26 protein-coding genes are annotated in these 24,853 nt (G+C 56.6%); 16 read left to right on the top strand and 10 right to left on the bottom strand.

Features of this window, described 5'->3' with window-relative positions; all coding sequences use genetic code 11:
- Positions 1 to 74 precede the first annotated feature (74 nt).
- Together ORG26_RS00215 and ORG26_RS00210 are read left to right on the top strand one after the other, a co-directional pair.
- The gene (locus ORG26_RS00215) at positions 75 to 494 is read left to right on the top strand and encodes a PPC domain-containing DNA-binding protein (protein WP_266366231.1); all 420 of its coding nucleotides are present in this window, start codon (positions 75 to 77) and stop codon (positions 492 to 494) included.
- Positions 495 to 532: 38 nt separating this feature from the next.
- Positions 533 to 1,186, top strand: a complete 654-nt coding sequence (locus ORG26_RS00210; RefSeq protein WP_266366229.1) for a PD-(D/E)XK nuclease-like domain-containing protein — start codon at positions 533 to 535, stop codon at positions 1,184 to 1,186.
- A 75-nt stretch (positions 1,187 to 1,261) separates the two neighbouring features.
- Here ORG26_RS00210 and ORG26_RS00205 read toward each other — a convergent pair whose 3' ends face one another.
- From ORG26_RS00205 to cobT, 5 genes are all read right to left on the bottom strand, one after another.
- The gene (locus ORG26_RS00205) at positions 1,262 to 2,275 is read right to left on the bottom strand and encodes a bestrophin family protein (protein WP_266366227.1); all 1,014 of its coding nucleotides are present in this window, start codon (positions 2,273 to 2,275) and stop codon (positions 1,262 to 1,264) included.
- A gap of 147 nt (positions 2,276 to 2,422) precedes the next feature.
- Positions 2,423 to 2,959 carry a DUF6580 family putative transport protein gene (locus ORG26_RS00200; protein WP_266366225.1) on the bottom strand — a complete coding sequence of 179 codons (537 nt, stop codon included), beginning with the start codon at positions 2,957 to 2,959 and terminating at the stop codon, positions 2,423 to 2,425.
- Positions 2,960 to 2,968: 9 nt separating this feature from the next.
- A complete protein-coding gene (cobC, locus tag ORG26_RS00195; protein WP_266366223.1) occupies positions 2,969 to 3,538 on the bottom strand; it encodes an alpha-ribazole phosphatase in 570 nt (189 codons plus the stop codon).
- A gap of 150 nt (positions 3,539 to 3,688) precedes the next feature.
- Positions 3,689 to 4,468, bottom strand: coding sequence for an adenosylcobinamide-GDP ribazoletransferase (locus ORG26_RS00190; protein WP_266366221.1), 780 nt, complete (start codon positions 4,466 to 4,468; stop codon positions 3,689 to 3,691).
- A gap of 90 nt (positions 4,469 to 4,558) precedes the next feature.
- Positions 4,559 to 5,614 (bottom strand): nicotinate-nucleotide--dimethylbenzimidazole phosphoribosyltransferase, encoded by a 1,056-nt coding sequence (cobT, locus tag ORG26_RS00185; protein WP_266366219.1) that lies wholly within the window; start codon positions 5,612 to 5,614, stop codon positions 4,559 to 4,561.
- Between the two features lie 73 nt (positions 5,615 to 5,687).
- Between cobT and ORG26_RS00180 the strand changes: the two genes are divergently transcribed.
- Entirely contained in the window at positions 5,688 to 6,182 is a 495-nt protein-coding gene (locus tag ORG26_RS00180) for a DUF421 domain-containing protein (protein ID WP_266366217.1), read from the top strand.
- A gap of 32 nt (positions 6,183 to 6,214) precedes the next feature.
- Here the strand turns inward: ORG26_RS00180 and ORG26_RS00175 are convergent, their stop codons facing one another.
- On the bottom strand, positions 6,215 to 6,769 hold the full coding sequence (locus ORG26_RS00175; RefSeq protein ID WP_266366215.1) for an RNA polymerase sigma factor: 555 nt from the start codon (positions 6,767 to 6,769) through the stop codon (positions 6,215 to 6,217).
- 538 nt (positions 6,770 to 7,307) lie between these two features.
- Here ORG26_RS00175 and ORG26_RS00170 point away from each other — a divergent pair.
- The 8 genes from ORG26_RS00170 (at position 7,308) to rplT (ending at position 14,297) form a co-directional block, all read left to right on the top strand.
- Positions 7,308 to 7,868 (top strand): DinB family protein, encoded by a 561-nt coding sequence (locus tag ORG26_RS00170; protein ID WP_266366213.1) that lies wholly within the window; start codon positions 7,308 to 7,310, stop codon positions 7,866 to 7,868.
- A 94-nt stretch (positions 7,869 to 7,962) separates the two neighbouring features.
- Complete coding sequence (locus ORG26_RS00165) at positions 7,963 to 8,373, top strand: EVE domain-containing protein (RefSeq protein ID WP_266366211.1); 411 nt, start codon at positions 7,963 to 7,965, stop codon at positions 8,371 to 8,373.
- Between the two features lie 156 nt (positions 8,374 to 8,529).
- Positions 8,530 to 9,417: a class I SAM-dependent methyltransferase gene (locus ORG26_RS00160; protein WP_266366209.1), complete on the top strand. Its 888-nt coding sequence runs from the start codon at positions 8,530 to 8,532 to the stop codon at positions 9,415 to 9,417.
- A gap of 29 nt (positions 9,418 to 9,446) precedes the next feature.
- Positions 9,447 to 10,640, top strand: a complete 1,194-nt coding sequence (locus ORG26_RS00155) for a tetratricopeptide repeat protein (RefSeq protein WP_266366207.1) — start codon at positions 9,447 to 9,449, stop codon at positions 10,638 to 10,640.
- Between the two features lie 96 nt (positions 10,641 to 10,736).
- On the top strand, positions 10,737 to 12,671 hold the full coding sequence (gene thrS, locus ORG26_RS00150) for a threonine--tRNA ligase (RefSeq protein WP_266366205.1): 1,935 nt from the start codon (positions 10,737 to 10,739) through the stop codon (positions 12,669 to 12,671).
- Between the two features lie 210 nt (positions 12,672 to 12,881).
- Positions 12,882 to 13,442, top strand: a complete 561-nt coding sequence (gene infC / locus ORG26_RS00145) for a translation initiation factor IF-3 (RefSeq protein ID WP_266366203.1) — start codon at positions 12,882 to 12,884, stop codon at positions 13,440 to 13,442.
- Positions 13,443 to 13,577: 135 nt separating this feature from the next.
- Positions 13,578 to 13,775: a 50S ribosomal protein L35 gene (gene rpmI, locus ORG26_RS00140; RefSeq protein WP_266366201.1), complete on the top strand. Its 198-nt coding sequence runs from the start codon at positions 13,578 to 13,580 to the stop codon at positions 13,773 to 13,775.
- 177 nt (positions 13,776 to 13,952) lie between these two features.
- Entirely contained in the window at positions 13,953 to 14,297 is a 345-nt protein-coding gene (gene rplT, locus ORG26_RS00135; protein ID WP_266366199.1) for a 50S ribosomal protein L20, read from the top strand.
- 52 nt (positions 14,298 to 14,349) lie between these two features.
- Here the strand turns inward: rplT and ORG26_RS00130 are convergent, their stop codons facing one another.
- Positions 14,350 to 14,760: a nuclease A inhibitor family protein gene (locus ORG26_RS00130; RefSeq protein WP_266366198.1), complete on the bottom strand. Its 411-nt coding sequence runs from the start codon at positions 14,758 to 14,760 to the stop codon at positions 14,350 to 14,352.
- A gap of 149 nt (positions 14,761 to 14,909) precedes the next feature.
- Here ORG26_RS00130 and ORG26_RS00125 point away from each other — a divergent pair, with 149 nt between their 5' ends.
- The 4 genes from ORG26_RS00125 (at position 14,910) to ORG26_RS00110 (ending at position 20,147) form a co-directional block, all read left to right on the top strand.
- Positions 14,910 to 15,482: a hypothetical protein gene (locus ORG26_RS00125; protein ID WP_266366196.1), complete on the top strand. Its 573-nt coding sequence runs from the start codon at positions 14,910 to 14,912 to the stop codon at positions 15,480 to 15,482.
- A 509-nt stretch (positions 15,483 to 15,991) separates the two neighbouring features.
- Positions 15,992 to 17,944, top strand: a complete 1,953-nt coding sequence (gene dnaK, locus ORG26_RS00120) for a molecular chaperone DnaK (protein ID WP_266366194.1) — start codon at positions 15,992 to 15,994, stop codon at positions 17,942 to 17,944.
- A gap of 172 nt (positions 17,945 to 18,116) precedes the next feature.
- Positions 18,117 to 19,226, top strand: a complete 1,110-nt coding sequence (locus ORG26_RS00115) for a hypothetical protein (RefSeq protein WP_266366192.1) — start codon at positions 18,117 to 18,119, stop codon at positions 19,224 to 19,226.
- A 48-nt stretch (positions 19,227 to 19,274) separates the two neighbouring features.
- The gene (locus ORG26_RS00110; protein ID WP_323134327.1) at positions 19,275 to 20,147 is read left to right on the top strand and encodes an alpha/beta fold hydrolase; all 873 of its coding nucleotides are present in this window, start codon (positions 19,275 to 19,277) and stop codon (positions 20,145 to 20,147) included.
- A gap of 1 nt (position 20,148) precedes the next feature.
- Here the strand turns inward: ORG26_RS00110 and ORG26_RS00105 are convergent, their stop codons facing one another.
- Both ORG26_RS00105 and ORG26_RS00100 read right to left on the bottom strand, forming a co-directional pair.
- The gene (locus ORG26_RS00105; protein WP_266366190.1) at positions 20,149 to 20,820 is read right to left on the bottom strand and encodes a DUF3431 domain-containing protein; all 672 of its coding nucleotides are present in this window, start codon (positions 20,818 to 20,820) and stop codon (positions 20,149 to 20,151) included.
- A 12-nt stretch (positions 20,821 to 20,832) separates the two neighbouring features.
- Positions 20,833 to 21,516, bottom strand: a complete 684-nt coding sequence (locus ORG26_RS00100) for a class I SAM-dependent methyltransferase (protein WP_266366188.1) — start codon at positions 21,514 to 21,516, stop codon at positions 20,833 to 20,835.
- 109 nt (positions 21,517 to 21,625) lie between these two features.
- On the opposite strand from ORG26_RS00100, the gene ORG26_RS00095 reads away from it, so the two are divergent.
- The gene (locus ORG26_RS00095; protein WP_266366186.1) at positions 21,626 to 22,402 is read left to right on the top strand and encodes a hypothetical protein; all 777 of its coding nucleotides are present in this window, start codon (positions 21,626 to 21,628) and stop codon (positions 22,400 to 22,402) included.
- A gap of 109 nt (positions 22,403 to 22,511) precedes the next feature.
- On the opposite strand, the gene ORG26_RS00090 is transcribed toward ORG26_RS00095, so the two are convergent.
- Complete coding sequence (locus ORG26_RS00090; protein WP_266366185.1) at positions 22,512 to 24,833, bottom strand: glycoside hydrolase family 65 protein; 2,322 nt, start codon at positions 24,831 to 24,833, stop codon at positions 22,512 to 22,514.
- Between the last annotated feature and the right edge of the window lie 20 nt (positions 24,834 to 24,853).

The following is a 24,853-nucleotide window of genomic DNA, read 5'->3' as shown; positions in this document are numbered from 1 at the left end:
GGCCTGTCCTCCTGACGGGCCTGCTCGCTTTTTTGTCTTTCACCATGGAAGCCCAGACGCCACTCCGTACACCAATGCAAACCGTTACCATTCGGCTGCGGCCGGGTCAGGATTTGAAACAGGAACTCGACCGGCTGGTCAACGAGCAGAAGATCGAAGCCGGGGCGGTGCTGACCTGCGTCGGGAGCCTGACCGACGTACGGCTGCGGCTGGCGAATCAGGAGGGCGGCACCGACTGGAAAGGTCATTTTGAAATCGTGTCCCTTGTCGGCACCCTGTCGGTCAACGGCAGCCACCTGCACCTGTCGGTGTCGGATTCGACGGGCCGCACGCTGGGCGGACACCTGTTCGAGGGCTGCCGGATTTACACCACGGCGGAGATTGTTCTGGGCATTTTTCCCGAAATCACCTACGTCCGCGAACCGGACCCCACGTTTGGCTACCGCGAGCTGGTGGTGCGCCGGAAGGCCAGCCGACCCGCAAAGAAAAAATGAGCGGGAACGCCACCCGTCCGGCCGTTGTTGCCTACTCAATGACTCGATTAGAAATGACCGAATACGAATACCGCGCGCACCCCGCCTACGCCAACTCGGACCTGACGGAACTGCTGACTCTGCATACCTTTAAGCCGCTCAAAAAGGCGTCCCCCAAAACGATGCAGTACGGCACGACGCTCCACCAGCTCATCCTGGAGCCCGACCGTGCGGTAGACTGGAGCCGCCACTCGAAATCCGAAGGCCAGCGGATGCGGGAACTGGCGCTTTCGGTGCGGGAACGGACGGCCGATCTGCTGGGCGGACTGGCCTTCGAAAAACCCGTTTTCTGGCAGTGCGGCCTCACGGGCCTGCCCCTGAAAGCCAAGCCGGACGGCGTCCGGGCGGGTTTGGTGGTCGATCTCAAAACTACTTCCGCCCGTTCCTGCGAAGAGTTTGTGTCTAAATTTCAGTGGTACGGCTACGACCGGCAGGCGGCCTATTACCTGAAAGCCGTTCCGGAAGCCACCGAATTCCTTTTCCTGGGTGTGCAGAAAGCCAAGCCGCACCTGGTCTACGAAGTCTGGTTCAAACGCCACGACGAATTCATTGAAATCGGCACCAAAAAGATCGACCGCCTGCTCCGGCTGGCCCACGAGGAAAGCCGGAAGGAAGGCGGCTGGCGACCGTCGTCCTGGAAAATGACTGAATGATTGAATTTTGAATGACTGAATAGCTCCGCAAATTCTAGCCCTGCGGAGCTATTCAGTCATTCAAAATTCAGTCATTTACATTAGAATATTGTCCACCGCCTCGACCCGCTTCGGGATGTTCGTTTCGCCGAGCATTTCGCGGAGGTCGATTTCGATGTTGCGGCAGATGGCCGTGAGGGGGACGTCGTTGAGGCTGTTTTCAAAGGGGTTTTCGCTGGTGTCGCCCACAATTTCCATCGTGTTGAACATCCAGGCGATAATGACGTAGATGGGGACCATCAGCCAGGCGTACTGCGGGCTGGCTTTGACCAGTTCGCTGAGCAGGCCGAAGGGGAGGACCAGCAGAAACAGCCACACAAAAACGTAGCTGAAAAAGGCGTACTGGCGGGGAAACGGGAAGGATTTGATCCGTTCGCAGGCTCCCTGCTGGTTGTACAACTCCACCAGCAGGCGTTCCATTTCGACATGGTGGAAACTGGAAAGCAGGCCCACTTCCCGGAGCCGGTTCAATTCTTCGGATTGGCGGCGAACCAGTTGCGTGGCCGGATTCTGGTACCGGATCAGCCGCTCGATTTCGGCCGGGTCCAGAAAACGGCTCAGTTCCTTGTCCAGTCCGCACTGCTTGAAAGCCGAGATACGCTCGACGATGGCATGCGCAATGTCGTGGTGCTGCTGCCAGACGGTGCGCTGCCGAAGCTGCACCCGCAGCGCCGTGATGTAGGCCAGATGATAATAAATCAAATCGTGCTTGGTTTCGGCCAGCCGTTCGGCCGTCCAGTCGCCCGCCGCATTTTTCAGGCTTGGATAATCCAGCACCATAATGGCCCACGAGCGACTCGCGTTGACGATGCTGCCCCAGATTCTGCGGGCTTCCCAAAGGCGTTCGTAGGACGAATTATTCTTGAAACCAACGTAAAAAGCCACCGCCGTACCGATCACGCCGACGGGTACGAACGGGATCGGCAGAAAACGCCAGTTCAACCATTCATACAGCGCAAAAATGGTAAACGAATAAAGGAGAAAGAAAAGAAACGGACGCCAGCCGAAGGTGACGATAAGTTTGAAGTTGACGCGCTTTGCGGTGTACATGACCTGATTATTTTGTCGGTGTGGAGAGGGTTTCTGAGCCAGATTGCCGATTAGGCCAGGCGGTGCCCGGTTGGCCGGACGCGGATAAACAACAAAAAAGCCGATGGTCGTGAACCATCGGCTTCCAAGATAAGAATTGGCCGTTTATTACGCCACTCGCAGCGACGGAAAGCGACGCTGCAGCAGGGCATAGCCCCCGAACAGAACCGTGCTGAAGAACAGGTCTCCGAACAGGCCGTTCAGGAAAAAGGACTGTCCGTTATAGAACGCCAGACCGGCCGTGTAGCAGGCCAGCAGGCCGCCCGGCGTTTGCGGATAAAACGTACTGCCGTACCAGACGGCAAAGTTGGTAATCAGGAAAAACAGGACGGACGACAGCAGGGAAGCCGTCACCACCCGAACCGCCGTCGGGCGTTTCAGGAGGAAATAGCCGATCAGCCAGGTCAGTCCGAACGAGCCGTAAACGGCCGCCATCGTGCCGTGAAAACCAATCAGGGCATCGCTCAGCAGCATGGCTCCAAAAGCAACCACCAGCCCCTGCCACTTCCGCTCAAACATGGAAGCGCCAAAAAGGGCAATGGCGGCAATGGGCGTAAAATTGGGCAGGTGCGGCAGCAGGCGACTCAGGGCCGCCAGCAGAAGAATGGAAATTACCGAGGCAGTGCGTACGTGAACAGACTTCATGCGAATTCGTTACCGGTTGATGTATTGGACCGTATAATGGTTCTGAAAAATAGAAACCCGGCTGACCGAACCGTAGTCGAGGTGCAGCCGGTAAGCGTTGCGTAAAGATAGTTCTAAAAACAGACACAGCAAACAGCGAATCACGCCGCCGTGCGTCACCAGGGCAACGGCCGATTGATTGTCAGGGATTTCTGGAACGATGTGTTCTTCCCAGAAAGCCAGCACCCGTTCATAAAACGCCTGAAAGCTTTCGCCGTTGGGCACCTGAATATTCACAAAGTCCGCCATCCAGGGATTCAGCTGCTCGGCGGGAATGTCGTTCCAGGGAATATTTTCCCAGTCGCCGAAATGAAATTCTTTTAACCGGTCGTCGAAGTGGATGGGATTACCGAGGTCCGTCGCCAGCCGGGCGCAGCGGCTCAGCGGGCTGGACCAGATCGTCACCGGCCCCTCCGGCAACAGCGCCCGAATCCGTTGTTTCTCTTCTTCGTAGGTTTCCAGAAGCCCCACATCGGCCTGCCCGTAACAGATCGAACGGGACACCGAAACGGCGGTATGACGGATGAGGTAGAGATCCATGAGGAATGATTGAATTTTGAATGACTGAGTGATTGATTGACCGAATGACTGATGGGTTGAATGGTTGATTGATTGAATGGTTGAATTACTTCGCCAGTTTCTTGGCTGCGGAGCAATTCAGTCATTCAGTCATTCAAAATTCAATCATTCCTACAGCGAAATCCACTTGATGGACACCAGCGACAGGTACCAGATGACTTCGGTGAGTTGCTGGATGGCGCCGAGGCCGTCGCCGGTATAGCCGCCCAGCCAGCGTTGGTAGAGGCGTTTCAGGTACGTCCGGCCCAGCCACATGGGCAGCAGGAAGGTCGCGTAAATCCAGAGTTCGGTCAGGTAGATCAGGGCCACCAGGGGAACGATAGCCAGCAGAAAAGAAATCCAGAACGGACCCGTTTCGATGCCTTTGGAGATGGGTTTGGCCTTGCTTTCGGCGTCTTCGCGGGCGTAGGGCAGCGCCCGGATGACCGTAATCGCCATGAACCGGCTCAGGCTGTGGCCGGAGATGTACATCAGGGTGCCCGCGTACCAGTAGCGCTCGGTTTCCAGAATGTTTTCCAGCGCCATGTACTTGACGGCCAGCAACAGGGCCAGTCCGACGAAGCCGTAGGTGCCCAGCCGACTGTCTTTCATGATGGTCAGAATCTGACCCGACGACCAACCCCCGCCGAAACCGTCGCACACATCCGCAAACCCGTCCTCATGGAACGCGCCGGTAGCCCAGATGCTGGCGATGAGGCTGAACAGCACCGCCATTTCGGGCGGAAAAAGGACGGTGCCGAGCCAATACGTGCCCGCCGCGATGCCGCCGACGATCCAACCGATGATCGGGAAAAAGACCGTGGAGCGGTTCAGCAGGTCTTCAGAATGATCGATGTTTTTCGGCACGGGCAGCCGCGTATAGAACATCAGCGCGGTAAAGAAAAGACGCATAGGAAAACGGGTTTGGGGTTAGCCCACCGTTTCAACGGTGGGTAAGTCGAAACGGTGGAAATGGTTGGGGATGCCCGCAGGGAAACCGCTTTAACGGTTTTCTTCCTTCTGACTAATCCCCGCCGACGCAAACGAAGCCATGTCGTTGAGCATCGCCACGGCCGAAGCCAGCAGCGGATAGGCCAGCGCACAGCCCGTTCCTTCGCCCAGCCGCAGACCCAGGGTCAGCAGCGGCGAAACGCCGAGGTAGTTCAGCATGGCCGCGTGACCCTGTTCGTCGGACTGGTGGCTAAAAACGCAGTACTCCAGCACGGCCGGGGCCAGTTTGTGCGCAATCAGCAGCGCCGCGGTGGCAATGAAGCCATCGGCCAGAATCACCATCCCGTTTTCGGCGGCCTGCAGATAAGCCCCCACCATCGCCGCCAGTTCAAAGCCGCCCATCGCGGCCAGCAGGTCAAGCGGGTCGGTGAGCGAACGATATCGGGCGGAAACTTCCTCCAGAATAGCCAGTTTGCGACCCAGTCCGGCATCGTCGAGTCCCGTGCCGCGGCCGACGCAGTCGGCCAGCGGAAGCCCCGTGATCCGGTGCATCAGGAGAGTGGCGGCGGCCGTGTTGCCGATGCCCATTTCGCCCAGCCCGACGACGTTGCAGCCCCGGTAGGCCACCCCGTTGACCAGCGTGCGGCCGGCGTCCATCGCCGCCCCGCATTCATCGGCCGTCATGGCGGGTTCCTGCCGCATGTTCCGGGTGCCGGGCCGGATTTTGAACTTGACAAACGTCTCCGTGTTTTCGGCAAACGTACCGTTGACGCCCACGTCGCAGACCAGCAGGTTAAGGCCGTTCTGCCGACAGAACACGTTGATGGCCGCGCCGCCCGCAATGAAGTTCTGCACCATCTGGTACGTCACTTCGGCCGGGTAGGCGCTGACGCCTTCGGCCGCCAGACCGTGGTCTCCGGCAAACACAAGCACGTGCGGATTCGTCAGTTCGGGAGTCTCGCTCTGCTGGATCAGGGCCACCTGGGCGGCCAGTTTCTCCAGACGGCCGAGCGCCCCGACCGGTTTTGTTTTCAGGTTGATTTTCTGTTCAATGGCGGGGAAAATGGCCCGGTCGGGCGGTAAGATAGCAGGAAGGACTTCGTTCATAGACTCAGTTTCAGTTAGGCTGACGAACTGCAAAAATGGGGGATGGTTTTATGATAAAAAAAGAAAATCCGCCATGAACAAAATAGTAAATGTCGATTGGGAGACCCTGCTGGTCCCGTCTACTTCCGTGTTTGAGATGGTCGTGCGGGGTACGCTGACCTATTGGTTCTGCCTGTTGTACCTGCGTGTTTTCCGACGAGGGGCCAGCCAGGCCGGGATTACGGACCTGCTGCTCGTTACCCTGATTGCCGACGCCGCGCAGAATTCGATGGCCCATAGCTACGAGTCCGTTACGGAAGGGCTGGTGCTGGTCGGGACGCTCGTGTTCTGGAATTTTCTTCTGGATTATCTGGGCATGAAAACCCTGGTGATTCGCAAGCTGAACTCACCGGACCCCGTCCTGCTGATCAAAGACGGCCGGATGCTCCAGCACAACATGCGCAAAGAGTTTTTGCATGAAGAGGAATTAAGAGGCATGCTGCGCGAGCAGGGCGTAGACGACCCCGCCAGCGTGAAGGAATGCTACATCGAGAGCAGCGGGAACATCAGCGTGTTAAAAAAGGAGTGATGGCAGGAAGGGTGTGCGGACATCGAGCGGACTTAATTCATCCGAAAGTCCTCCAGTTGTTTCTTCAGCTTATCCCGCGTGCGTTTCAGACGCATCTTCACGGCGCTTTCCGACTGCCCGAGTCTGGCGGCAATGTCTTTCACCTCCAGACCTTCGTAATACTTCAGCCGGATTACTTCCAGTTCCTCCTCGGTCAGGCTCGTCAGGGTATGGTTGACGGCTTGAATCTGCTCTTCCATGTCAATGGCTTCCGAGGAGTCCTGCATATCGGGCGTAATCTCTGGATTGTAATTCACCGTATGCAGCCGCTGGCGGTATTTTAGCTGGTCCATGCAATAGTTCGACGAAACGGTATACAGCCAGGTCGAGAACGACGACCGTTCCTTAAACCCTTTCAGGTTGGTCATTGCCTTAATGAAAATATCCTGGGTATAGTCTTCAGCCACCACGGGATCTTTCGTGATGGACAGACAGCGGCGGTATACCTTATTGACATAACGGTTATACAACTGCTCGAATAGGTCGTTGCGGTTGGTGTCGATATACTGGCGTACCAGTTCTTCGTCAGATTGCTGTTTCGGTAGCATTCCGGCACTACAGGTTGGTGTTGTTGAGAGGCGTACAACAGGCTGGAAAACTGGCTCTGCCAATTGTCTGACAAATATGAAAATATTTTAGTATAAATACTTATATGAAAATGAAATAATTTAAAAAGTATATGTTCGTTAAATCCTTTTGCAAGAATACCAAAGTTTCTGCCCGCTAAAACTTTACTGATTTATCAAGCGGCAAAAACCGGGGCACTTGAAGGTTGATTATTTTAGGAAAATAACAAATCACTCCTCGTACGTGGCAGGAAGGGAGGCTGCAGGGGCGAACCGATAAATCCTTGTGGTTCGGGCGGAAAAAGCGCCGCTGGTCATTCGAAAAAATGGAATACCTGTCGTTTAATGCTTTCCCCAAAAGGGCGGGAAAGCCCGGCTGTCCATCCGGGTAGGTCCTCTTTTTCTTGTCTGGCAAAATAAGGTCGGAAGGCGGTTGCATCGTATCCTGAAAACAGCCTGATAGAAACCTGCGTTCAGAATCGTACCTTTGTGCTTCCTGATTATTCGAACAACACGACATATGGTACAGAACGACGAACTGATCCGCATCATAGACCTCCTCAATACAACCTATGAAGGGGAGGAGGCATGGCATGGCCCCTCTGTAGTGGAGGTGCTGCGGGGCGTCACACCGGACATGGCCGGCCGACGCGTCACGCCCAACACGCACTCCATCGCGGAACTGGTGTTTCACATGACAAGCTGGCGGATTTTCTGCGTCAAAAAGATGCAGGGCGACAAGGATTTTGACATCAAATCTCCGGAAAAGAACTTCGGCTCGCTTCCGCAGATGGATGAATTTGAGTGGGAGGCCCTCCAGATGGAACTGAGTCTCAGTCAGGAAGAACTGGTCAACGAACTCGACAAGCGCGACGACGATGAATTCCTTGAAGACATCGTTCCCGGCCGGGACTATACCTATTATGACATGCTGCACGGCATTATCCACCACGATACCTACCATGCCGGGCAGATTTCTCTCATCAAAAAAGCCCTTTTCTTCAAAGGCGCCGGCCGCAGCGAAGAACCGGAGGACCAGTACGGCTCCCGGTACGCGGATGATTACGACGATAATTATTGATTGATAGGTTGAATGGCTGAATGGTTAGATGGTTAAGCAGCAAAGTAACCATCCAGCCATTCAACCATCTATTAACCATTTCCCACCTGCTTGTATGAGTTATTGGCTTGTAAAATCGGAACCGGATGCTTACTCCTGGAGCCGGTTCGTTCGCGAAGGGCGGGCGGTCTGGGACGGGGTCCGGAACTACCAGGCACGGAATAACCTGATGGCGATGCGGACCGGCGATTCGGTGCTTTTCTACCATAGCGTCGAAGGCAAGGAAGTCGTGGGGCTGGCCAAAGTCAGCCGCGAGGCTTACCCGGACCCAACCGTTACGGAAGTGCCGAACCGCTGGGTCGTCGTCGAACTCGTGCCGGTGATGCCGCTGGCGCGCCCCGTAACCCTGAATCAACTGAAAGCCGAACCTCTGTTGGCGAATCTCTCCCTGATCCGGCAGTCCAGGCTGTCGGTCATGCCCATCCGTCCGGATGAATTTGAATGTATCCTGGCGATGGGAAAATAATTTAGTTCATGGTTGGGGAGTAGGGTTTAGAGTTTATGGTTTAGAGTTTATAGTTGCTCCGCCTCTTTACACGGTTTTGATTGAGGCGGAGCAACCATAAACTCTAAACCATAAACTTTAAACCCTCTCCCCAACCACGAACGTTAACCGATTACTATGCACTTACAACTCATGGCCCCGCCGGCCTGGACGGAATACGAACTGATCGACACCGGCGGGTTCGAAAAACTGGAACGCTTCGGGCCGTACGTGCTGAGCCGGCCGGAACCCCAGGCGATCTGGGATAAATCGTTATCGAAAGAAGAATGGCAGGGCCGGGCCAAAGCCGTTTTCCGCCGCGACAAAGGGTCGCAGGAAAAAGGCCAGTGGGAAACCCGGCCGGGCATGAACGACCGCTGGTTTGTCCCGTTCCGGCAGGGAGGACTCGATTTGTCCTTCAAGCTGTCGCTCTCGTCCTTCAAACATGTCGGAATCTTTCCCGAGCAGGGCGCCAACTGGTCGTACATTTACGATAAAGTGAAAGCGGTGCCGGTCGAGCGGCCGAAAGTGCTGAACCTGTTCGCCTATACCGGAGCGGCGTCGCTGGCCGCGCGGCAGGCAGGGGCGGAGGTGACCCATGTGGATGCCGTTAAGCAGGTCATCACCTGGTCGCGGGAAAATATGGAAGCCAGCGGACTGGACAACATCCGCTGGGTGGTCGAAGACGCCATGAAATTTGTCCGGCGGGAAGAGCGCCGGGGAAACACCTACCACGGTCTCATTCTGGACCCACCGGCCTACGGGCGGGGGCCGGACGGGGAAAAGTGGCTGCTGGAAGAACATCTGAACGAACTGCTGCGCACCTGTGCCCAGTTGCTTGACAAAGAGCATTTTTTCCTGATTATCAACCTGTACTCGCTGGGCTTTTCGGCCCTGATTCTGGAGAATCTGATGCGGGCTCATTTCGGCCCGCGGCCCAATACCGAATACGGTGAGTTATACCTGCCGGATTCGTTCGGGAAACGGCTACCGCTGGGGGTTTTTTATCGTTTTTCTTCCCTGTAACACGTATATTTGGGCTCGTTTTTGAGTACATGAGCAAGGGTCGGCTGTTTTTTCTCGGGAGTTTACTGGCAGCAGGGCTGCTGACGGGTTGTGACGACGACGCCCGGCGGCAGGCCCGGATTCCGCTTGTGCCCGGCAATTCGGCCGAAATCCGGAACCAGAAGGCGCTGGAAGCCCTCACCCGGGCCATCAACCGCAACGCCCCGGCTTCGGCCTACGCCCGCCGGGCGGCCCTGTTTCTGGAAAACGGACGCCTCAACGAAGCCCTGTCGGACATCGACGAGGCGCTGGACCGGGATGACGATGTGGGCCGGTATCACCTTATCAAGGCGCAGATTCTCCGGGGGCAGCATAAGCTGGACGATGCGCTGGAAAGCGCCCAGCGGGCAGAAGGTCTGGGCGTGAACACGCCCGAGCTGTACGTCGTGATGGGCGATTTGCTCCAGCAGAAAAAGCAGTTCGACCGGGCCCGGCTTTATCTGGCCAAAGTGCTTCAGATGGCTCCCTACGAAGGCGAAGCGTTTCATTTCAACGGCCTGGTGGCGGCCCGTCAGGGAGATACCGTCCGGGCGCTGAACCAGTACGCCCGGGCTCTTTCGCTGAAACCGCGTTACCTGGACACCTACACGCAGCTAACCTCGATTTATACGGCTCTGGGCGATTTGCAGACGGCGCTGAACTACAACCAGCGGGCCATTACGTACTTTCCCCAGAACGCCCAGCTGTACCACGGCCGGGGTCTGATCTACCACCGAGGTTACCAGCTCGACAGCGCTGCGCGGTACTACCAGCGGGCTATTCAGCTTCAGCCCGATCTGTACGCCGCTCATTTTCAGCTGGGGCTGGTGTACCTGAAATACAAAGCCTTCGGGCAGGCCCTGCGCCATTTTGAAGAGGTCGCCCGGGGCAAACCGGATTATCCGCGGGTCAACCTGTATCTGGCCGTCGCGCTGGAATACACCGGGCAGCTGGACCGGGCGCTGGAACTCCTGACGAAGGAATCGGAGTTAAATCCGTATGATTACCAGGTTCGTTCGGGTTTGTGGCGGGTGCAGCGGAAACAGTACGGCTATTACGGAGGAAACACGCAGCCCGAAGAATTTACCAAAGAGGAAGAAACCCCGACCCGACCCGGTTCGGTGCTCGATACGACCCGGGTGCGTATCCGGACGATACAGCCCCGTTCGCGTTTCAGCGTGTCGAACGATTCAACCCGAAATTAATTCATCGTTCAGAAGGTTTGAAGGTTAGTGCGGGACACTTTTTCCTGCGCCCACTTTTTAACCCTGAACCATAACCCGTAAACAATAAACTGGATTATGAGTGACCAAATTCGCATTACGCTGCCCGACGGGAGCGTACGAGAGTTTCCCAGCGGCGTGACGAGCCTGGAAATTGCCGCCAGCATCAGCGAGGGATTGGCCCGGAACGTTCTGGCCGCCAGCGTGAACGGTACCGTACAGGACGCCACACGCCCCATCACCGAAGATGCCACCGTCACCCTGCTCACGTGGAACGATCCACAGGGAAAAGCGACGTTCTGGCACTCATCGGCCCACCTGATGGCCGAGGCGCTCGAAAGCCTCTATCCGGGGGTGAAATTCGCCATCGGCCCGCCGGTCGAAAAGGGCTTTTACTACGACGTGGACCTGAACGGACAGCATTTCTCGCAGGAGGACTTCAAAAAAGTGGAGGACAAAATGCTGGAACTGGCCCGTCAGAAGAACGAATACGTCCGCCAGCCGGTCCCGAAAGCCGAAGCTATTGCCTATTTCGAGGAAAAAGGCGATCCGTACAAGATCGAGCTGCTTCAGGACCTCGAAGACGGCAACATCACGTTCTACACCCAGGGCGGCTTCACGGACCTTTGCCGCGGTCCGCACATTCCGAACACGGGCTTTATAAAGGCCGCCAAGCTGATGAACGTGGCCGGCGCGTACTGGCGCGGCGACGAAAAGAACAAGATGCTGACCCGCATCTACGCCGTCACGTTCCCGAAACAGAAGGAACTCGACGAGTACCTGTATCTGCTCGAAGAAGCCAAAAAACGCGACCACCGCAAGCTGGGCAAAGAACTGGACCTGTTCACTTTCTCCGAGAAAGTGGGCCAGGGCCTGCCGCTATGGCTGCCCAAAGGGGCGCTGATCCGCGAGCGGCTTGAAAATTTCCTGCGCCGGGCGCAGGTGCGGGCCGGGTACTCGCCGGTCGTAACGCCGCATATCGGCAGCAAAAGCCTGTACGAAACGTCGGGCCACTGGGATAAATACGGCGAAGATTCCTTCCAGCCGATCAAGACGCCGGACGAAGGCGAACTGTTCATGCTGAAGCCGATGAACTGCCCGCACCACTGCGAAATCTACAAATCGCGGCCGCGCTCGTACCGCGACCTGCCGCTGCGGCTGGCCGAATTCGGAACGGTGTACCGCTACGAACAGTCGGGCGAACTGCACGGGCTGACGCGCGTTCGCGGCTTTACGCAGGACGACGCGCACATCTTCTGCCGCCCCGACCAGGTGAAGGACGAGTTCAAGAAAGTGATCGACCTGGTGTTGTACGTGTTCAAGTCGCTGGGCTTCAACGATTACAGCGCCCAGATTTCGCTGCGGGACCCGGAGAACAAGGCCAAGTACATCGGCTCCGACGACTTGTGGGAAAAAGCCGAATCCGCCATCATCGAGGCGGCGGAGGAAAAAGGTTTGCCGACGGTAACCGAACTGGGTGAAGCCGCCTTCTACGGTCCGAAACTGGACTTCATGGTGAAAGACGCCCTCGGCCGGAAGTGGCAGCTCGGAACGATTCAGGTGGATTACAACCTGCCGAACCGCTTCGAACTCGAATATACCGGCGCCGACAACCAGAAGCACCGGCCCGTGATGATTCACCGGGCGCCGTTCGGTTCGATGGAACGTTTCATCGCGATTCTGATCGAAAACACGGCCGGGAATTTCCCGCTCTGGCTCTCACCCGACCAGATTGCCGTGCTGCCGATCTCGGAGAAATACGAAGACTATGCCAACGACGTGTTCCTGACGCTTCAGGAGCAGGACATTCGCGGCTACGTTGACCTGCGCGATGAGAAAATCGGCCGGAAGATCCGGGATGCGGAAGTCAGCAAAGTGCCGTTCATGCTCATCATCGGCGACAAGGAACAGAGCGAAGGCAAGGTGTCCGTCCGCCGCAAAGGCGAAGGCGACCTCGGTGCCCTCTCCCTGAACGAATTCATCGCCATGTTCCAGGAGCAGGTTAAACCTTGAAAGAGTTAAAAATTAAAAGTTAAAAGTTAAAAGTAGGGCTCCGCCGGGCAAGGTCCCTGAATAGGCGGAGCCCTACTTTTAACTTTTAACTTTTAATTTTTAATTGCCTCCTCTTGCCCTTGAAGCATTCTTTTCCTACTTTCCCCGAAACTTTTAAAAAACCGTTACGTTATAGCCAAGTAACGCATTATACAACTCTAAACAACATCTATGGCATTACAGCGTAGACCAATGCGCCCACCGCGCGTGGTCGAAGAACCTTACCGGATTAACCAACGCATTCAGGCCAAGCAGGTGCGCGTGGTCGGCGAAAACGTAGAACAGGGCGTATATGATATTCAGCAGGCGCTGGAAATTGCCCGTTCGATGCAGTTGGACCTGGTTGAAATTTCCCCCAATGCTGTTCCGCCCGTTTGCCGCGTCGTTGACTATTCCAAGTTCAAGTACGAACAGAAGAAGAAGCAGAAGGAAATCAAGGCAAAGGCACAGAAAGTCGTCATCAAGGAGATTCGTTTCGGTCCCAACACAGACGACCACGACTTCGATTTTAAACTTAAGCACGCCATCAGTTTTCTGAAAGAAGGAGCCAAGGTAAAGGCATACGTCCAGTTTGTCGGCCGCTCCATCGTCTTCAAAGAGCGCGGGGTCGAACTGCTCAAGCGTTTTGCGGAAGGTCTGGAAGAGCACGGCAAAGTAGAGGCCGAGCCCAAACTGGAAGGAAAGCGGATGTCCATGTTCCTCGCCCCGAAAGTGGTAGCCGCGAAGAAATAACCAATCCGGGAAGGAGAGGGAGGAAGGATGAAACGAGAGGAGGGAAGTTTATGCCCTTTTCTCCGGTGCGTCCTTTCTCCCTTTCCTTCTTTTTGTTATCTTTGCACCCTGTTTCACTTTTTTCTGCATAAACCAATGCCCAAAGTAAAAACCAACTCAGGTGCCAAAAAGCGCTTTCAGCTGACGGGCACCGGCAAGATTAAGCGGAAGCACGCTTTTCATAGCCACATCCTGACCAAGAAGTCGACCAAGCGGAAGCGGAATCTGGTGCACAACGCACTGGTATTCACGGGCGACGAGCGTCGGGTTAAAGTTATGCTCGGCCTGCAATAGTCGCTAAAATTTTTCTGGTTACCTCGTTTCACCCGACAACCAGCACCCAAGAACAGTTAAAAATTAAAAGTTAAAAGTTAAAAATTGAAGACAGGTCGTAAGGTCAATACTTTTCATTTTTAATTCTTAATTTTTAATTGACCCTGTCGCTGGCGTCAAAAAACACAACTTTTTACAATGCCACGTTCAGTAAATCACGTCGCCTCGCGGGCACGTCGCAAAAAAATCATGAAGCTGGCCAAAGGGTACTTTGGTCGCCGTAAAAATGTCTGGACGGTCGCTAAAAACGCCGTCGAAAAAGGGCTTGTTTATTCATTCCGTGACCGCCGCCAGAAGAAGCGGGACTTCCGTGGTCTCTGGATTCAGCGGATCAACGCCGGAGCGCGCGAGCATGGTCTTTCGTACTCTGCGTTCATCGGTAAACTGCATGCCTCCGGCATTGAGTTGAACAGAAAAGTTCTGGCTGACCTGGCCGCTAACCACCCGGAAGCATTCAAGGCAGTCGTTGAAACAGTGAAATAAGCAAAAAGTCCCGGCCTTGGCCGGGACTTTTTCATTTTCGGGCTCCACCGGCCTACGTCTCGACCACCATTGTCTTTAGTCCGGCCCAGTGGCCTTTTTCGTTGCGACCCAGCAGGTATAGATCAACTTCCGTTTCTCCCACGCGAAAAACCTGACGGCAGGTCAGGTGCCGGTTTATCTTCTCGCGCAGCGCCTTGAACCGTTCGACGGTCGCTTTTTCCTCTTCCTCGTACCAGTCCTGCTCCTCAACCAGCGGAGGCCAGAAATCCTCTTCAGTCCGTTCTTCTACCCTGGCGGCCGGATCGGCTTTGACCAGCGCTTTCAGCGAGTCGGCGGTCAGCGGCGTTTCGGCCGGTTCGGCAAAGTCAACCCATTCAATCGGCTCATCGGACTCACTCGGGTAATAGAGATCGGCCAGCAGGGCTGAAAGGTTCGTTTCCTGGTCTTTTTCCTTTGTATTCATCCTGAAAGCGTAATGACACATGGCGTCTTTGTCTTCTTTAACAATAAGACGGCAATGTGGTTAGAAAAGTAATAGTTACTTTCCAAAGATTTTTGCGTCAGGCAAAGTAACAACTCATTTCTATTTCAACCATCAAACCAACCTTTTGTATGCTTGATACTTTGATGAATCTGGTCCGCCAGAGTTCCGGCGATGCCGTCATTAATAACCCGGAAATTCCCAATGAGCAGAACAACGTCGCGCTGGAAGCCATCCAGAACGGTATTTTCGGCGGCCTGCAGCAACAGGCTCAGGGCGGTAACCTGGGCGGCCTGATGGGCATGGTCATGGGACAGGGCAGCGGCCAGCAGACGCAGGTGGTGCAGGGGGTAGAACAGAACGTCCAGCAGAACCTGATGCAGCGCCTGGGCATCTCGCCGCAGGTCGCTACCTCCATCGCGGCGGTGGTGGTGCCTATGGTTCTCAATAAACTGATGAACAAAGCCCAGGACCCGAACGACCCAAGCGTCAGCCAGAACGACATTCTGGGAGCCGCCACCGGCAAGCAGGGCGTCGACTGGATGGGAGCGGCCTCCTCGGCCATGGCGGACGGCCGACTCGATATGGGCGACCTCATGCGCGTAGCCGGTGGAATGATGGGCGGGGGCAGCAGCAGCGGCAACAGCCAGCAGTCCGGCGGCGGTCTCGGCGGCATGCTCGGCGGACTTTTCGGAGGAAAATAAAGGGAAACGGTTGGAGCTACCACGCTTGCCTCGCCTTTTCGTCGGCAGGTTAACGAGGTAATTACGCTTTACCGCCCGTTGTTTCGTCGCGTGGCGACCTGACGGTTTTGGTCACCAAAACCGTCAGGTCGCCACGCGACGGGAGGACGATTTGTTCCAGCGCTACAAACGTTGGGTCGCTACGCGACGGGAGAAGCGGCGGGGAGGCTATTCTTTTAACACCAGGTACTGTGCCGCAGCGGGGCTTTCGAAACGCTTCTCTGAATCAGAAAAAGCGCGCTGGCTTTTTTCCTCTGACTTTCTCCTTGCTTCGCTTCTCCTATCTGTCCTTTCGCCCTCCTTTTTCTTCTTTTCCTGTCAGTTCTCAGGCCACAAGCAAAGCCATTCAGTCAGCAAATTCTGCCAATCTGTCACAGAAAGGCATCTTTCCCGGCCGTGGCACATCCCTTGCAGAAAAGAAAGTAATGTCAGCATAACCAATAACCCTAGACATTCAGCAAACCAATATTATGGGAAAGATTATCGGTATTGACTTAGGAACAACCAACTCGTGCGTAGCCGTTATGGAAGGCAACGAGCCGGTGGTAATCCCGAACAGCGAAGGCCGTCGGACTACCCCGTCTGTCGTGGCATTTATGGATAATGGCAATGGCGAGCGTAAAGTCGGTGACCCGGCCAAACGTCAGGCCATCACCAACCCGAAGAACACAATCTCCTCGATCAAGCGCTTCATGGGCAAGCGTTTCAACGAGACGACGAACGAAATGAAAACGATCTCCTACTCGGTGGAACGCGGCCCCAACGACACGCCGCGCGTCCGGATTGGAGACCGCCAATATACTCCGCAGGAAATCTCGGCGCTGATTCTGCAGAAAATGAAGCAGACGGCAGAAGATTACCTCGGCCAGACCGTAACGGAAGCCGTAATCACCGTTCCGGCGTACTTCAACGACGCCGAACGCCAGGCAACGAAAGAAGCCGGTCAGATCGCCGGTCTGGACGTCAAGCGAATCATCAACGAGCCGACGGCGGCAGCCCTGGCCTACGGTCTGGACAAGACGCACAAGGACATGACCATCGCTGTCTTTGACCTCGGCGGCGGTACGTTCGATATTTCGATTCTGGAACTGGGCGACGGCGTTTTCGAAGTAAAATCGACCGACGGCGACACGCACCTGGGTGGCGACGACTTCGACCAGGTGATCATCGACTGGCTGGCTCAGGAGTTCAAGAACGACGAAAACATCGACCTGCGGCAGGACCCGATGGCCCTGCAGCGGTTGAAAGAAGCGGCTGAAAAGGCCAAAATCGAGCTATCGAGCTCGTCATCGACCGAAATCAACCTGCCGTACATCATGCCGGTGAACGGTATTCCGAAGCACCTTGTCCGTACGCTGAGCCGCGCCAAGTTCGAGCAGCTGGCCGATACGCTGGTGCAGCGGAGCCTGGAACCGTGCCGCCGTGCGCTGAAAAACTCCGGCCTGTCGGCCAGCCAGATCGACGAAGTGATTCTGGTCGGTGGCTCAACCCGGATTCCGAAAGTGCAGGAAGAAGTAGAAAAGCTGTTCGGCAAAAAGCCGTCCAAGAACGTAAACCCCGACGAAGCGGTGGCCATTGGTGCAGCTGTACAGGGTGGCGTTCTGACCGGTGAGGTGAAGGACGTGCTGCTGCTCGACGTGATTCCGCTGTCGCTGGGTATCGAAACAATGGGCGGTGTGTTCACGAAGCTGATCGACGCCAACACGACGATTCCGACTAAGAAATCGGAAACATTCTCGACGGCCTCCGACAACCAGCCGAGCGTGGAAATCCACATTCTGCAGGGCGAACGTCCGATGGCGACCCAGAACCGTTCCCTCGGTCGCTTCCACCTCGACGGAATTCCGCCCGCGCCGCGGGGCATTCCGCAGGTTGAAGTTACGTTCGACATCGACGCCAACGGCATCCTGCACGTGACGGCCCGCGACAAAGGCACGAGCAAAGAGCAGAAAATCCGGATCGAGGCATCCAGCGGTCTGAGCGACGCCGAAATCGAGCGCATGCGTCAGGAAGCGAAAGCCAACGAAGCCGCCGATAAAGCCGAGCGGGAAAAGGTCGAGAAGGTCAACCAGGCCGACTCCATGGTTTTCCAGACGGAGAAGCAACTGAAAGAATACGGCGACAAACTGTCGGCGGGCAACAAAGAGGCCATCGAAAGCGCCCTGGCGCAGCTTCGGACGGCCCACGGCAGCCGCGACGTGGCCGCCATCGACAGCGCCATGGAAGCCATCACGGCCGCCTGGAATGCCGCTTCGCAGGACCTGTACGCCGCCGGTGCCCAGCCGGGTGCCGATCCGACGGGTGGTGCCGGTTTCAACGGCGGGGGTCCGACGAACGGACAAGGCCCCACCAACGGCAACGGCCAGCCCGGCCAATCGAACGAAGGAAACGTTTCGGATGTGCCGTACGAAGAAGTAAAATAATCGGATTACCGACTAATAGCAAAAGCCCCCGCCGTTTCCGGCGGGGGCTTTTTTGTGGCCCGCCGGAAATATTTTGAAATTGAACCGCCCAACGGAAAAGCGGAGCATTTTTTGTTGGTACTCTCCGTCTGAAGGCAGAGTGAATTCGTACCCTGACCCTGTCGTCAACTAGATGAGAAAACTGAAGAACCCCCGTCAACTGCTTTATTTCGGTTTTATCTGGGCTTGCCTCGGCTTTACCCTCGGCTGCTTTACGCTGCTGGGCCCCGTCCGCTGGATCGTCACCTTTGCCCGGGATAACGATTTTTCCGAATCGACGGAAAACTGGCTGGTCCGGCTCGCCATGTTGCTTTTTTTCTTCATTTCGTTTCGGATGGCAACCCGCGCCGTTCGCAGGGCGGAGGAATCGCGGGGACCGCGCCTGAAATGGGGAATTCCGGCGGGTGCTCTGGCCGCTGCGGTCTTGTCGCTGGCGCTGTTTCTGAATCCGGAATTTTTGAACGGGACAACCGGCGGAAGTCTGGATACCTCGAATGAGGCTTTTACGTTCGGTCCGTATCCGACGCCCCAAATGCTCGGCGAGCTAAAAAAAGAAGGCTACGCGGGGGTTATTTCCCTGCTGCATCCGGCCGTTACGCCGTTTGAACCAATGCTGCTGGAGGAGGAGAAAAAGGCCGGAAAGCAGGTGGGGCTGGACATTATCAGCATCCCCATGCTGCCCTGGGTAAGCCAGAATGAGGCATCCATCAAGCAGATTCGCGACCTCGCCGCCAAACCCAAAGGCCGGTATTACGTGCATTGCTACCTCGGCAAGGATCGCGTGAACGTCGTGAAACGGATCATTGCCGGAAGCGGCGGAACGATGGTAAATGCCGACGGGGGCGTAGTGGCCCGGAGCCTGAGCGAAATTGATCACTTTGAGCGGGGACCGGTGGTCGTGCTGGGCAATGACGTGTATCTGACCCCGTTTCCGACCGATGAAGAGTACCTGGGTTACCTGATGGCCGCCGGGGTAAAACAGGTCGTCTGCGCCATGGACGGCTCCGACAGCGAAGCCAAAAAGCGGATTCAGCAGGAAGGGGCATTGCTCCAAACGTATCAGATCGCCTACCGCCATCTGCCAGTTGTGGACGAAAACGATGAGCAGGCGATCCACGAGCTGCTGACCGCCGTCCGGGGACTGCCTAAACCGCTGGTGATTCATCGCTTCTTTTCGGACCGGGCCACGGAAAAAAAGATTGCCGAAGCCTATTGGAAAAAGTACGGGAAGCCCGCTTTTTAAGAACAAATCCGGAGAAGTCCGTTTACTTTACAGAAAACGGCTTCAGGCATGACCTCCCGGTATATTGACACCAACTCGATTAAACTGCACCTGATGGAGGCCGGACCCGCCGACGGGCCGCTGGTGATTCTGCTGCATGGCTTCCCCGAATTCTGGTACGGCTGGCGCAAACAGATCGAGGCGCTGGCGGCGGCCGGTTACCGGGTTTGGGCACCCGACCAGCGGGGGTACAACCTCAGCGACAAACCGCCGGGTATCCACAGTTATCGCATCGACACGCTGGCGGCGGACATTGCCGGACTCATCAACGCGGCGGGCGTCGAGAAAGCCTTCCTCGTCGGGCACGACTGGGGTGGGGCCGTGGCCTGGTGGGTGGCGGCGCACTATCCGCAGCGGTTGCACAAACTGGCCATCCTGAACATGCCGCACCCCGATGTCATGGCCCGGTTCGTCAGGACCCATTGGCGCCAGACCGTGCGGAGCTGGTACATCCTCTTTTTCCAGTTACCCGGCTTGCCCGAATGGCTGGCCGCCCGCGACCAGTTTTCGCTTTTTGCCCGGACCCTGCGCGGCACCAGCCGTCCCGGCACTTTTTCCAGAGCCGACCTGAACGAATACCGCAAAGCCTGGGCGCAGCCCGGCCACGGAGGCCAGCCGGCCATTCGGACCATGATTCACTGGTACAGGGCCGCGATTCAGAAGCGACCTTCGGGAAAGCATGAAAAGCGTATCACCGTCCCGACGCTGCTGCTCTGGGGAACGGGTGATTCGTTTCTGCTGAAAGAACAGGCCGAGCCGAGTCTTGCCCGCTGTGATCACGGAAAACTGGTATTCTTCGAGAATACGACGCACTGGATTCAGCACGAGGAACCCGCGCGGGTGTCTGAGGAACTGCTGGCTTTTTTCGACCGGACCGACTGATTCAGTGCTGGTGTTTCATCGGTTTCAGATAGACCGTTTTGCGCCCCGCCAGCCAGCGCGGGTCGATTCCCGTCAAACCGAAAACCCGGTCCCAGGTCCGTTCAAAACAGTGCGCCGCGTCCGGGAAACTACACGAAAGAGCAAGGGCGTGCTGGTAAAAGCGTAGCGGCTGCTGCCGGATAACGTCCCGATGAACGGCGAACTGGGCACCCAGAACGAAGGTATACTCGGGCGGGCCTTCCTGCTCCAGCAGCGCCCGGTGAAAGCCCGCAAGATCGAGGCCGCGGCCGTCCTCGTTTTTACTCCAGTTCCGAAACAGGCGATCACCCTGCGCGTCGTCGGTGTCGATCAGATGACCGAGCCAGCGAAACGGACCAATGGCCTCCGGACGGGCAACGAACTCCCGCAGCAGGTGGTGAAAATTATAGGCGTGGTCGAACGGCTTTCCCTGACAGAAAACGGTCCACTCGGCCAGCGAATCGTAGCGGGAAACCAAGTGATACAGGTACGTGTGGGCTTCCCGGCCTTCGTTGGGCAGTTCGATGGCTCCCGGATGCCGGGCGTCGGGGCATTTATCGTACACGGTGACCGATAGGCCGGAGGCGGTCGGCACATTGCCCAGCCAGTTCAGATTTTCCCGGTAATGGGCCACCACCAGTTCAAGACGGTTCATTCAATGTGTAAGCTAATCTGTCCGCAAAGGTACGGAAAAGCCGACAGCCGCTTTCTCCCAAACGCCGCTCCGGATAAAACCCTTCCAGAACAGCCGGTCAGCCACCCGACTCAGACGCAGTTCTTCTTCCAGCAGCCGGGGCCAGTCGGGCAGACGACGGGCTTCAATGCTGGCCGTCAGCCGAAAGAAGCGGTACATCGACTGCAATAAAAAAGCTTTCCACGCGGTATCCGGCCGGAAAAAGTCGGTGCAGAACCACTTTCCGCCCGGGCGCAGCGCCGCGTACAGCGAGGGTAGGAGGTGGCCGACGAGCCGTTTTTCCGAAAATAAATCCAGCACGAATGGCGTGAAAACGGCGTCGAATTGCTCATCCGGTAAGAGGGACCGTTCCGTGCCGTGCCGAAAGTGTACCCGTCTATCCTCCCGAACCCGCCGGCGGGCCCGGTGCAGCATGCGCCCGGAAGCTTCCAGATAAACCACTTTACGGGGGGCGCATGTCGTCAGGATTTGTTCCAGCAGCCAGCCGCTGCCCCCGCCGACAATCAGGATTTTCGCTTCGGGCATTACTACCGGTAAAAAAGCCGCCTGGGCTTCGTTGAGGACGTTTCCAAAGACCAGCCGGGCCAAAGCGTCATAAAAGGGGGCAACCCGGTCAAAGCCGCTGTCGGGGTTTGTGCCGGACGGGTCTTCAGGCATGGGACGAAAATCGGTTCTGGATGAAAAATAATCAGTACGGCGCATGACCTCCCGCGGGGAATTGGCGTCCTACCGGTATAACGGTTTCCCTCTGAACCTGATTCGACTTATGAAGAAATTTACCGCCTTTCTGCTGTTCATTTGCCTTTTTGCTCACCTCACGAACGCGCAACGCAGATCACCGGCGCCATCCCGGGAAACCGGGTACGACAAGCCAGCGAGCGTGAGCGTGCGCGTCGGGCCGACCTTGTTGTTTGGCGACCTGAAGGAATCGCGGTCCGCCTGGACGGCGGGTGCGCAGCTTACCCTGCCCGTTAGTCGGATGCTGAGCGTGGGGCTGGCCGGGGATCTGGGGCGGCTAAGAGGCGAAGAAAGCGCGTTTTATCACGCCCGTTCCGACTGCCGTTTCGGGCAGGGAACGCTGGTCGGCATGCTGGATTTGCTGCAACTGGGAAAGGAAAAAGCAAGGCTGAGCGAATTCAACCTGTACGGCGGGGTTGGCCTGATTCTTTTTAACGCAAAGGCTTACGACCTGACCACCGACCAGCTGCTGCGGCTGACCAACAACGAGAACAGCTTCCGCTCCCGCGACGGCATCGAACAGCGAGGTCGCCGGGGCATCCGGAACACGCACGAACTGTCGGTTCCGGTCGGCGTTCGTTTCAGCAGTCCCCTTTCCCGGCGGCTGAGCGTCACCGGCGACATCCGTTACACGTTCGTCCGGACCGATAAACTCGACGCCACGCTGGACAATAATAATCTAACCCTGAAAGACGGCAGAGCGCAGACCGAGCAGATTCTTTATTCCCAAAACACCCACGACCGGTTCGGAGCGCTGTCGGTGGGAGTGGTGTATTATTTTGGGGAGAGGCAAAAAAATGACTGAATGATTGATTGACTGAATGACTGACCAGCTTCGCAGAGATAGCATTTGCGGAGCTAATCACCGCGGCGGCGGACCGCTCATTCAGTCAATCAATCATTCAGTCATTTTCCTACACTTCCGCTCCGCGCTCGACCAGGGCTTCGCTTTCGGCTTCTACCGTGACGGCTTCGCCGAGGAGGGAAATCGTCAGCGGCTGGTTCGAGAAGTTCTTCACGGTCACGTCGTTCTGGGTCACTGTTACCTGCAGCAGTACGTCGCGGAAGCGGATTTTGAACGAAAGCGAGGTCCAATGGTCCGGGCAGTACGGGTTCAGCACCAGCCGGTCGGCCTCGACGCGCAGCCCACCGAAGCCTTTGACCACGGCGAGCCAGGTGCCGGCCATCGACGTGATGTGCAGACCGTCTTCCGTATCGTTGTTGTAATCGTCGAGGTCGAGGCGGGCCGTCCGCAGGTACATTTCGTACGCTTTGTCCTTCATGCCCAGCTTCGACGCCTGCACCGAATGCACGCAGGGCGACAGCGACGACTCGTGAACCGTCAACGGCTCGTAAAAGTCGAAATTGCGGCGCAGCGTCTCGGTGTCGAACTCGTCCTCAAAGAAGTAAAGTCCCTGGAGCACGTCGGCCTGTTTGATAAAGCAGGACCGCAGAATCCGGTCCCAGGACCATTTCTGGTTCAGCGGACGGTCGCTGGCCGGAAGCTGGTCGACGGTCATGATTTCCTTGTCGAGGAAGCCTTCCTGCTGGAGGAACACCTGCCGCTCTTCATCGTACGGATAATGCATGTTGTCGATGATGTGCCGGGCTTTGGCCGTTTCGATGGCTTCGTCGAATCCGATGCGGGCAACCAGTGCCGCGTATTTTTCGGCATCCATTCCCTTTACCGTGTCGATGGACTCCAGCGTGTAGCGGAGCGTCCAGGCGGCGAGGTAGTTGGTATACCAGTTGTTGTTGACGTTGTTTTCGTACTCGTTGGGGCCGGTTACGCCGAGCATCACGTACTGCTTTTTGGCACCCGACCAGTTGACGCGCTGCATCCAGAAACGGCTGATGGCGATCAGAACTTCCAGACCGTAATCTGCCAGGTAACCGGCGTCCGTCGTGTAGCGGATGTAGTCGTAGATGGCGTAGGCGATAGCCCCGTTCCGGTGGATTTCCTCGAAGGTGATTTCCCATTCGTTATGGCATTCCTCGCCGTTCATGGTGACCATCGGGTACAGCGCCGCGCCGTTGGTGAAACCCAGTTTTTCGGCGTTTTCGATGGCTTTGCCGAGCTGTTTGTACCGGTACAGCAGCAGGTTCCGCGCCACTTTCTGATCGGCCGTCGAGAGATAGAAGGGGAGGCAGTACGCCTCAGTATCCCAGTAGGTAGAGCCGCCGTATTTTTCGCCGGTGAAGCCTTTGGGGCCGATGTTCAGCCGCTCATCTTCGCCCGTGTAGGTCTGGTTCAGCTGGAAAATGTTGAACCGGATGCCCTGCGCGGCGGCCGTATCGCCGTCAATGGCGATGTCGTTCATCTGCCACTTGGCGTCCCAGGCCTGCGCCTGTTCGGTCCGCATTTCGGCGAAGCCTTTGGACGAAATGCGTTTGATGTACTGGTGCGCCTGCGTCATCAGCTCCTCGGCGGCGTAGTTCATCGACGACAGGTTCACGGCGTATTTATACAAGACGGTTTCCTGACCTGGCTGCACGTCCAGAATGATGCGCGTGGCGGCGTATTTTTCGCGGCGGATGGGCTGCGAATGGAAATCGATCAGAACACCGTTCTGCTCCACCTCCACGCACATGCCGGTGCAGACGTGGAAGCCCGTTTTGCGGGTTTTCATTTCCAGATAAGCCTCGGCGTAGCCCGTTTCCTTGCGGACTTCATCCCAGAACTTTTCGTCGTAATTGGCGTCGCGGTTGCGCACGTCCCCGTCGATGTACGGCGTGAGGGTGAGTTTACCGTCGAAGTTCAGCGGCGTGATGCTGTAGCGGATGGCCCCGGCTTCGTCGTCGACGATGGAGCAGAAGCGCGTCGCTTTGACCTGGAGTTCCTTGCCGCTTTTCAGGCGGGCGACGAACGACCGTTCGAGAATGCCCTCTTTCATGTTCAGCACGCGGCGGAAATCGCGCACCTCGCAGGTGGCCAGGTCCAGCGTTTCGAACTCGACATCCACGTCGATGCCGATCCAGTTGGCGGCGTTCAGTACTTTGGCAAAGTAGTCGGGGTAACCGTTTTTCCACCAGCCGACGCGGGTTTTGTCGGGGTAATACACGCCCGCCACGTAGTTGCCCTGCAGGGTTTTGCCGGTGAATTTTTCTTCGAAGTTGCCCCGCTGGCCCATGCGCCCGTTGCCAAGGCTCATGCAGCTTTCGGTAATTTCATTGTACTCGCGGTGGAAGCCATCTTCAACGATGCACCACGGGTCATGCTGTAGGTAATTCTTCATCACAGGTTAGTTGTAATCGT

The sequence above is a fragment of the Tellurirhabdus rosea genome (assembly GCF_026278345.1).
Classification (GTDB): domain Bacteria; phylum Bacteroidota; class Bacteroidia; order Cytophagales; family Spirosomataceae; genus Tellurirhabdus; species Tellurirhabdus rosea.
The sequence above is the reverse complement of the archived record's forward strand: the minus strand, read 5'-3'. Positions and strand labels throughout refer to the sequence as shown.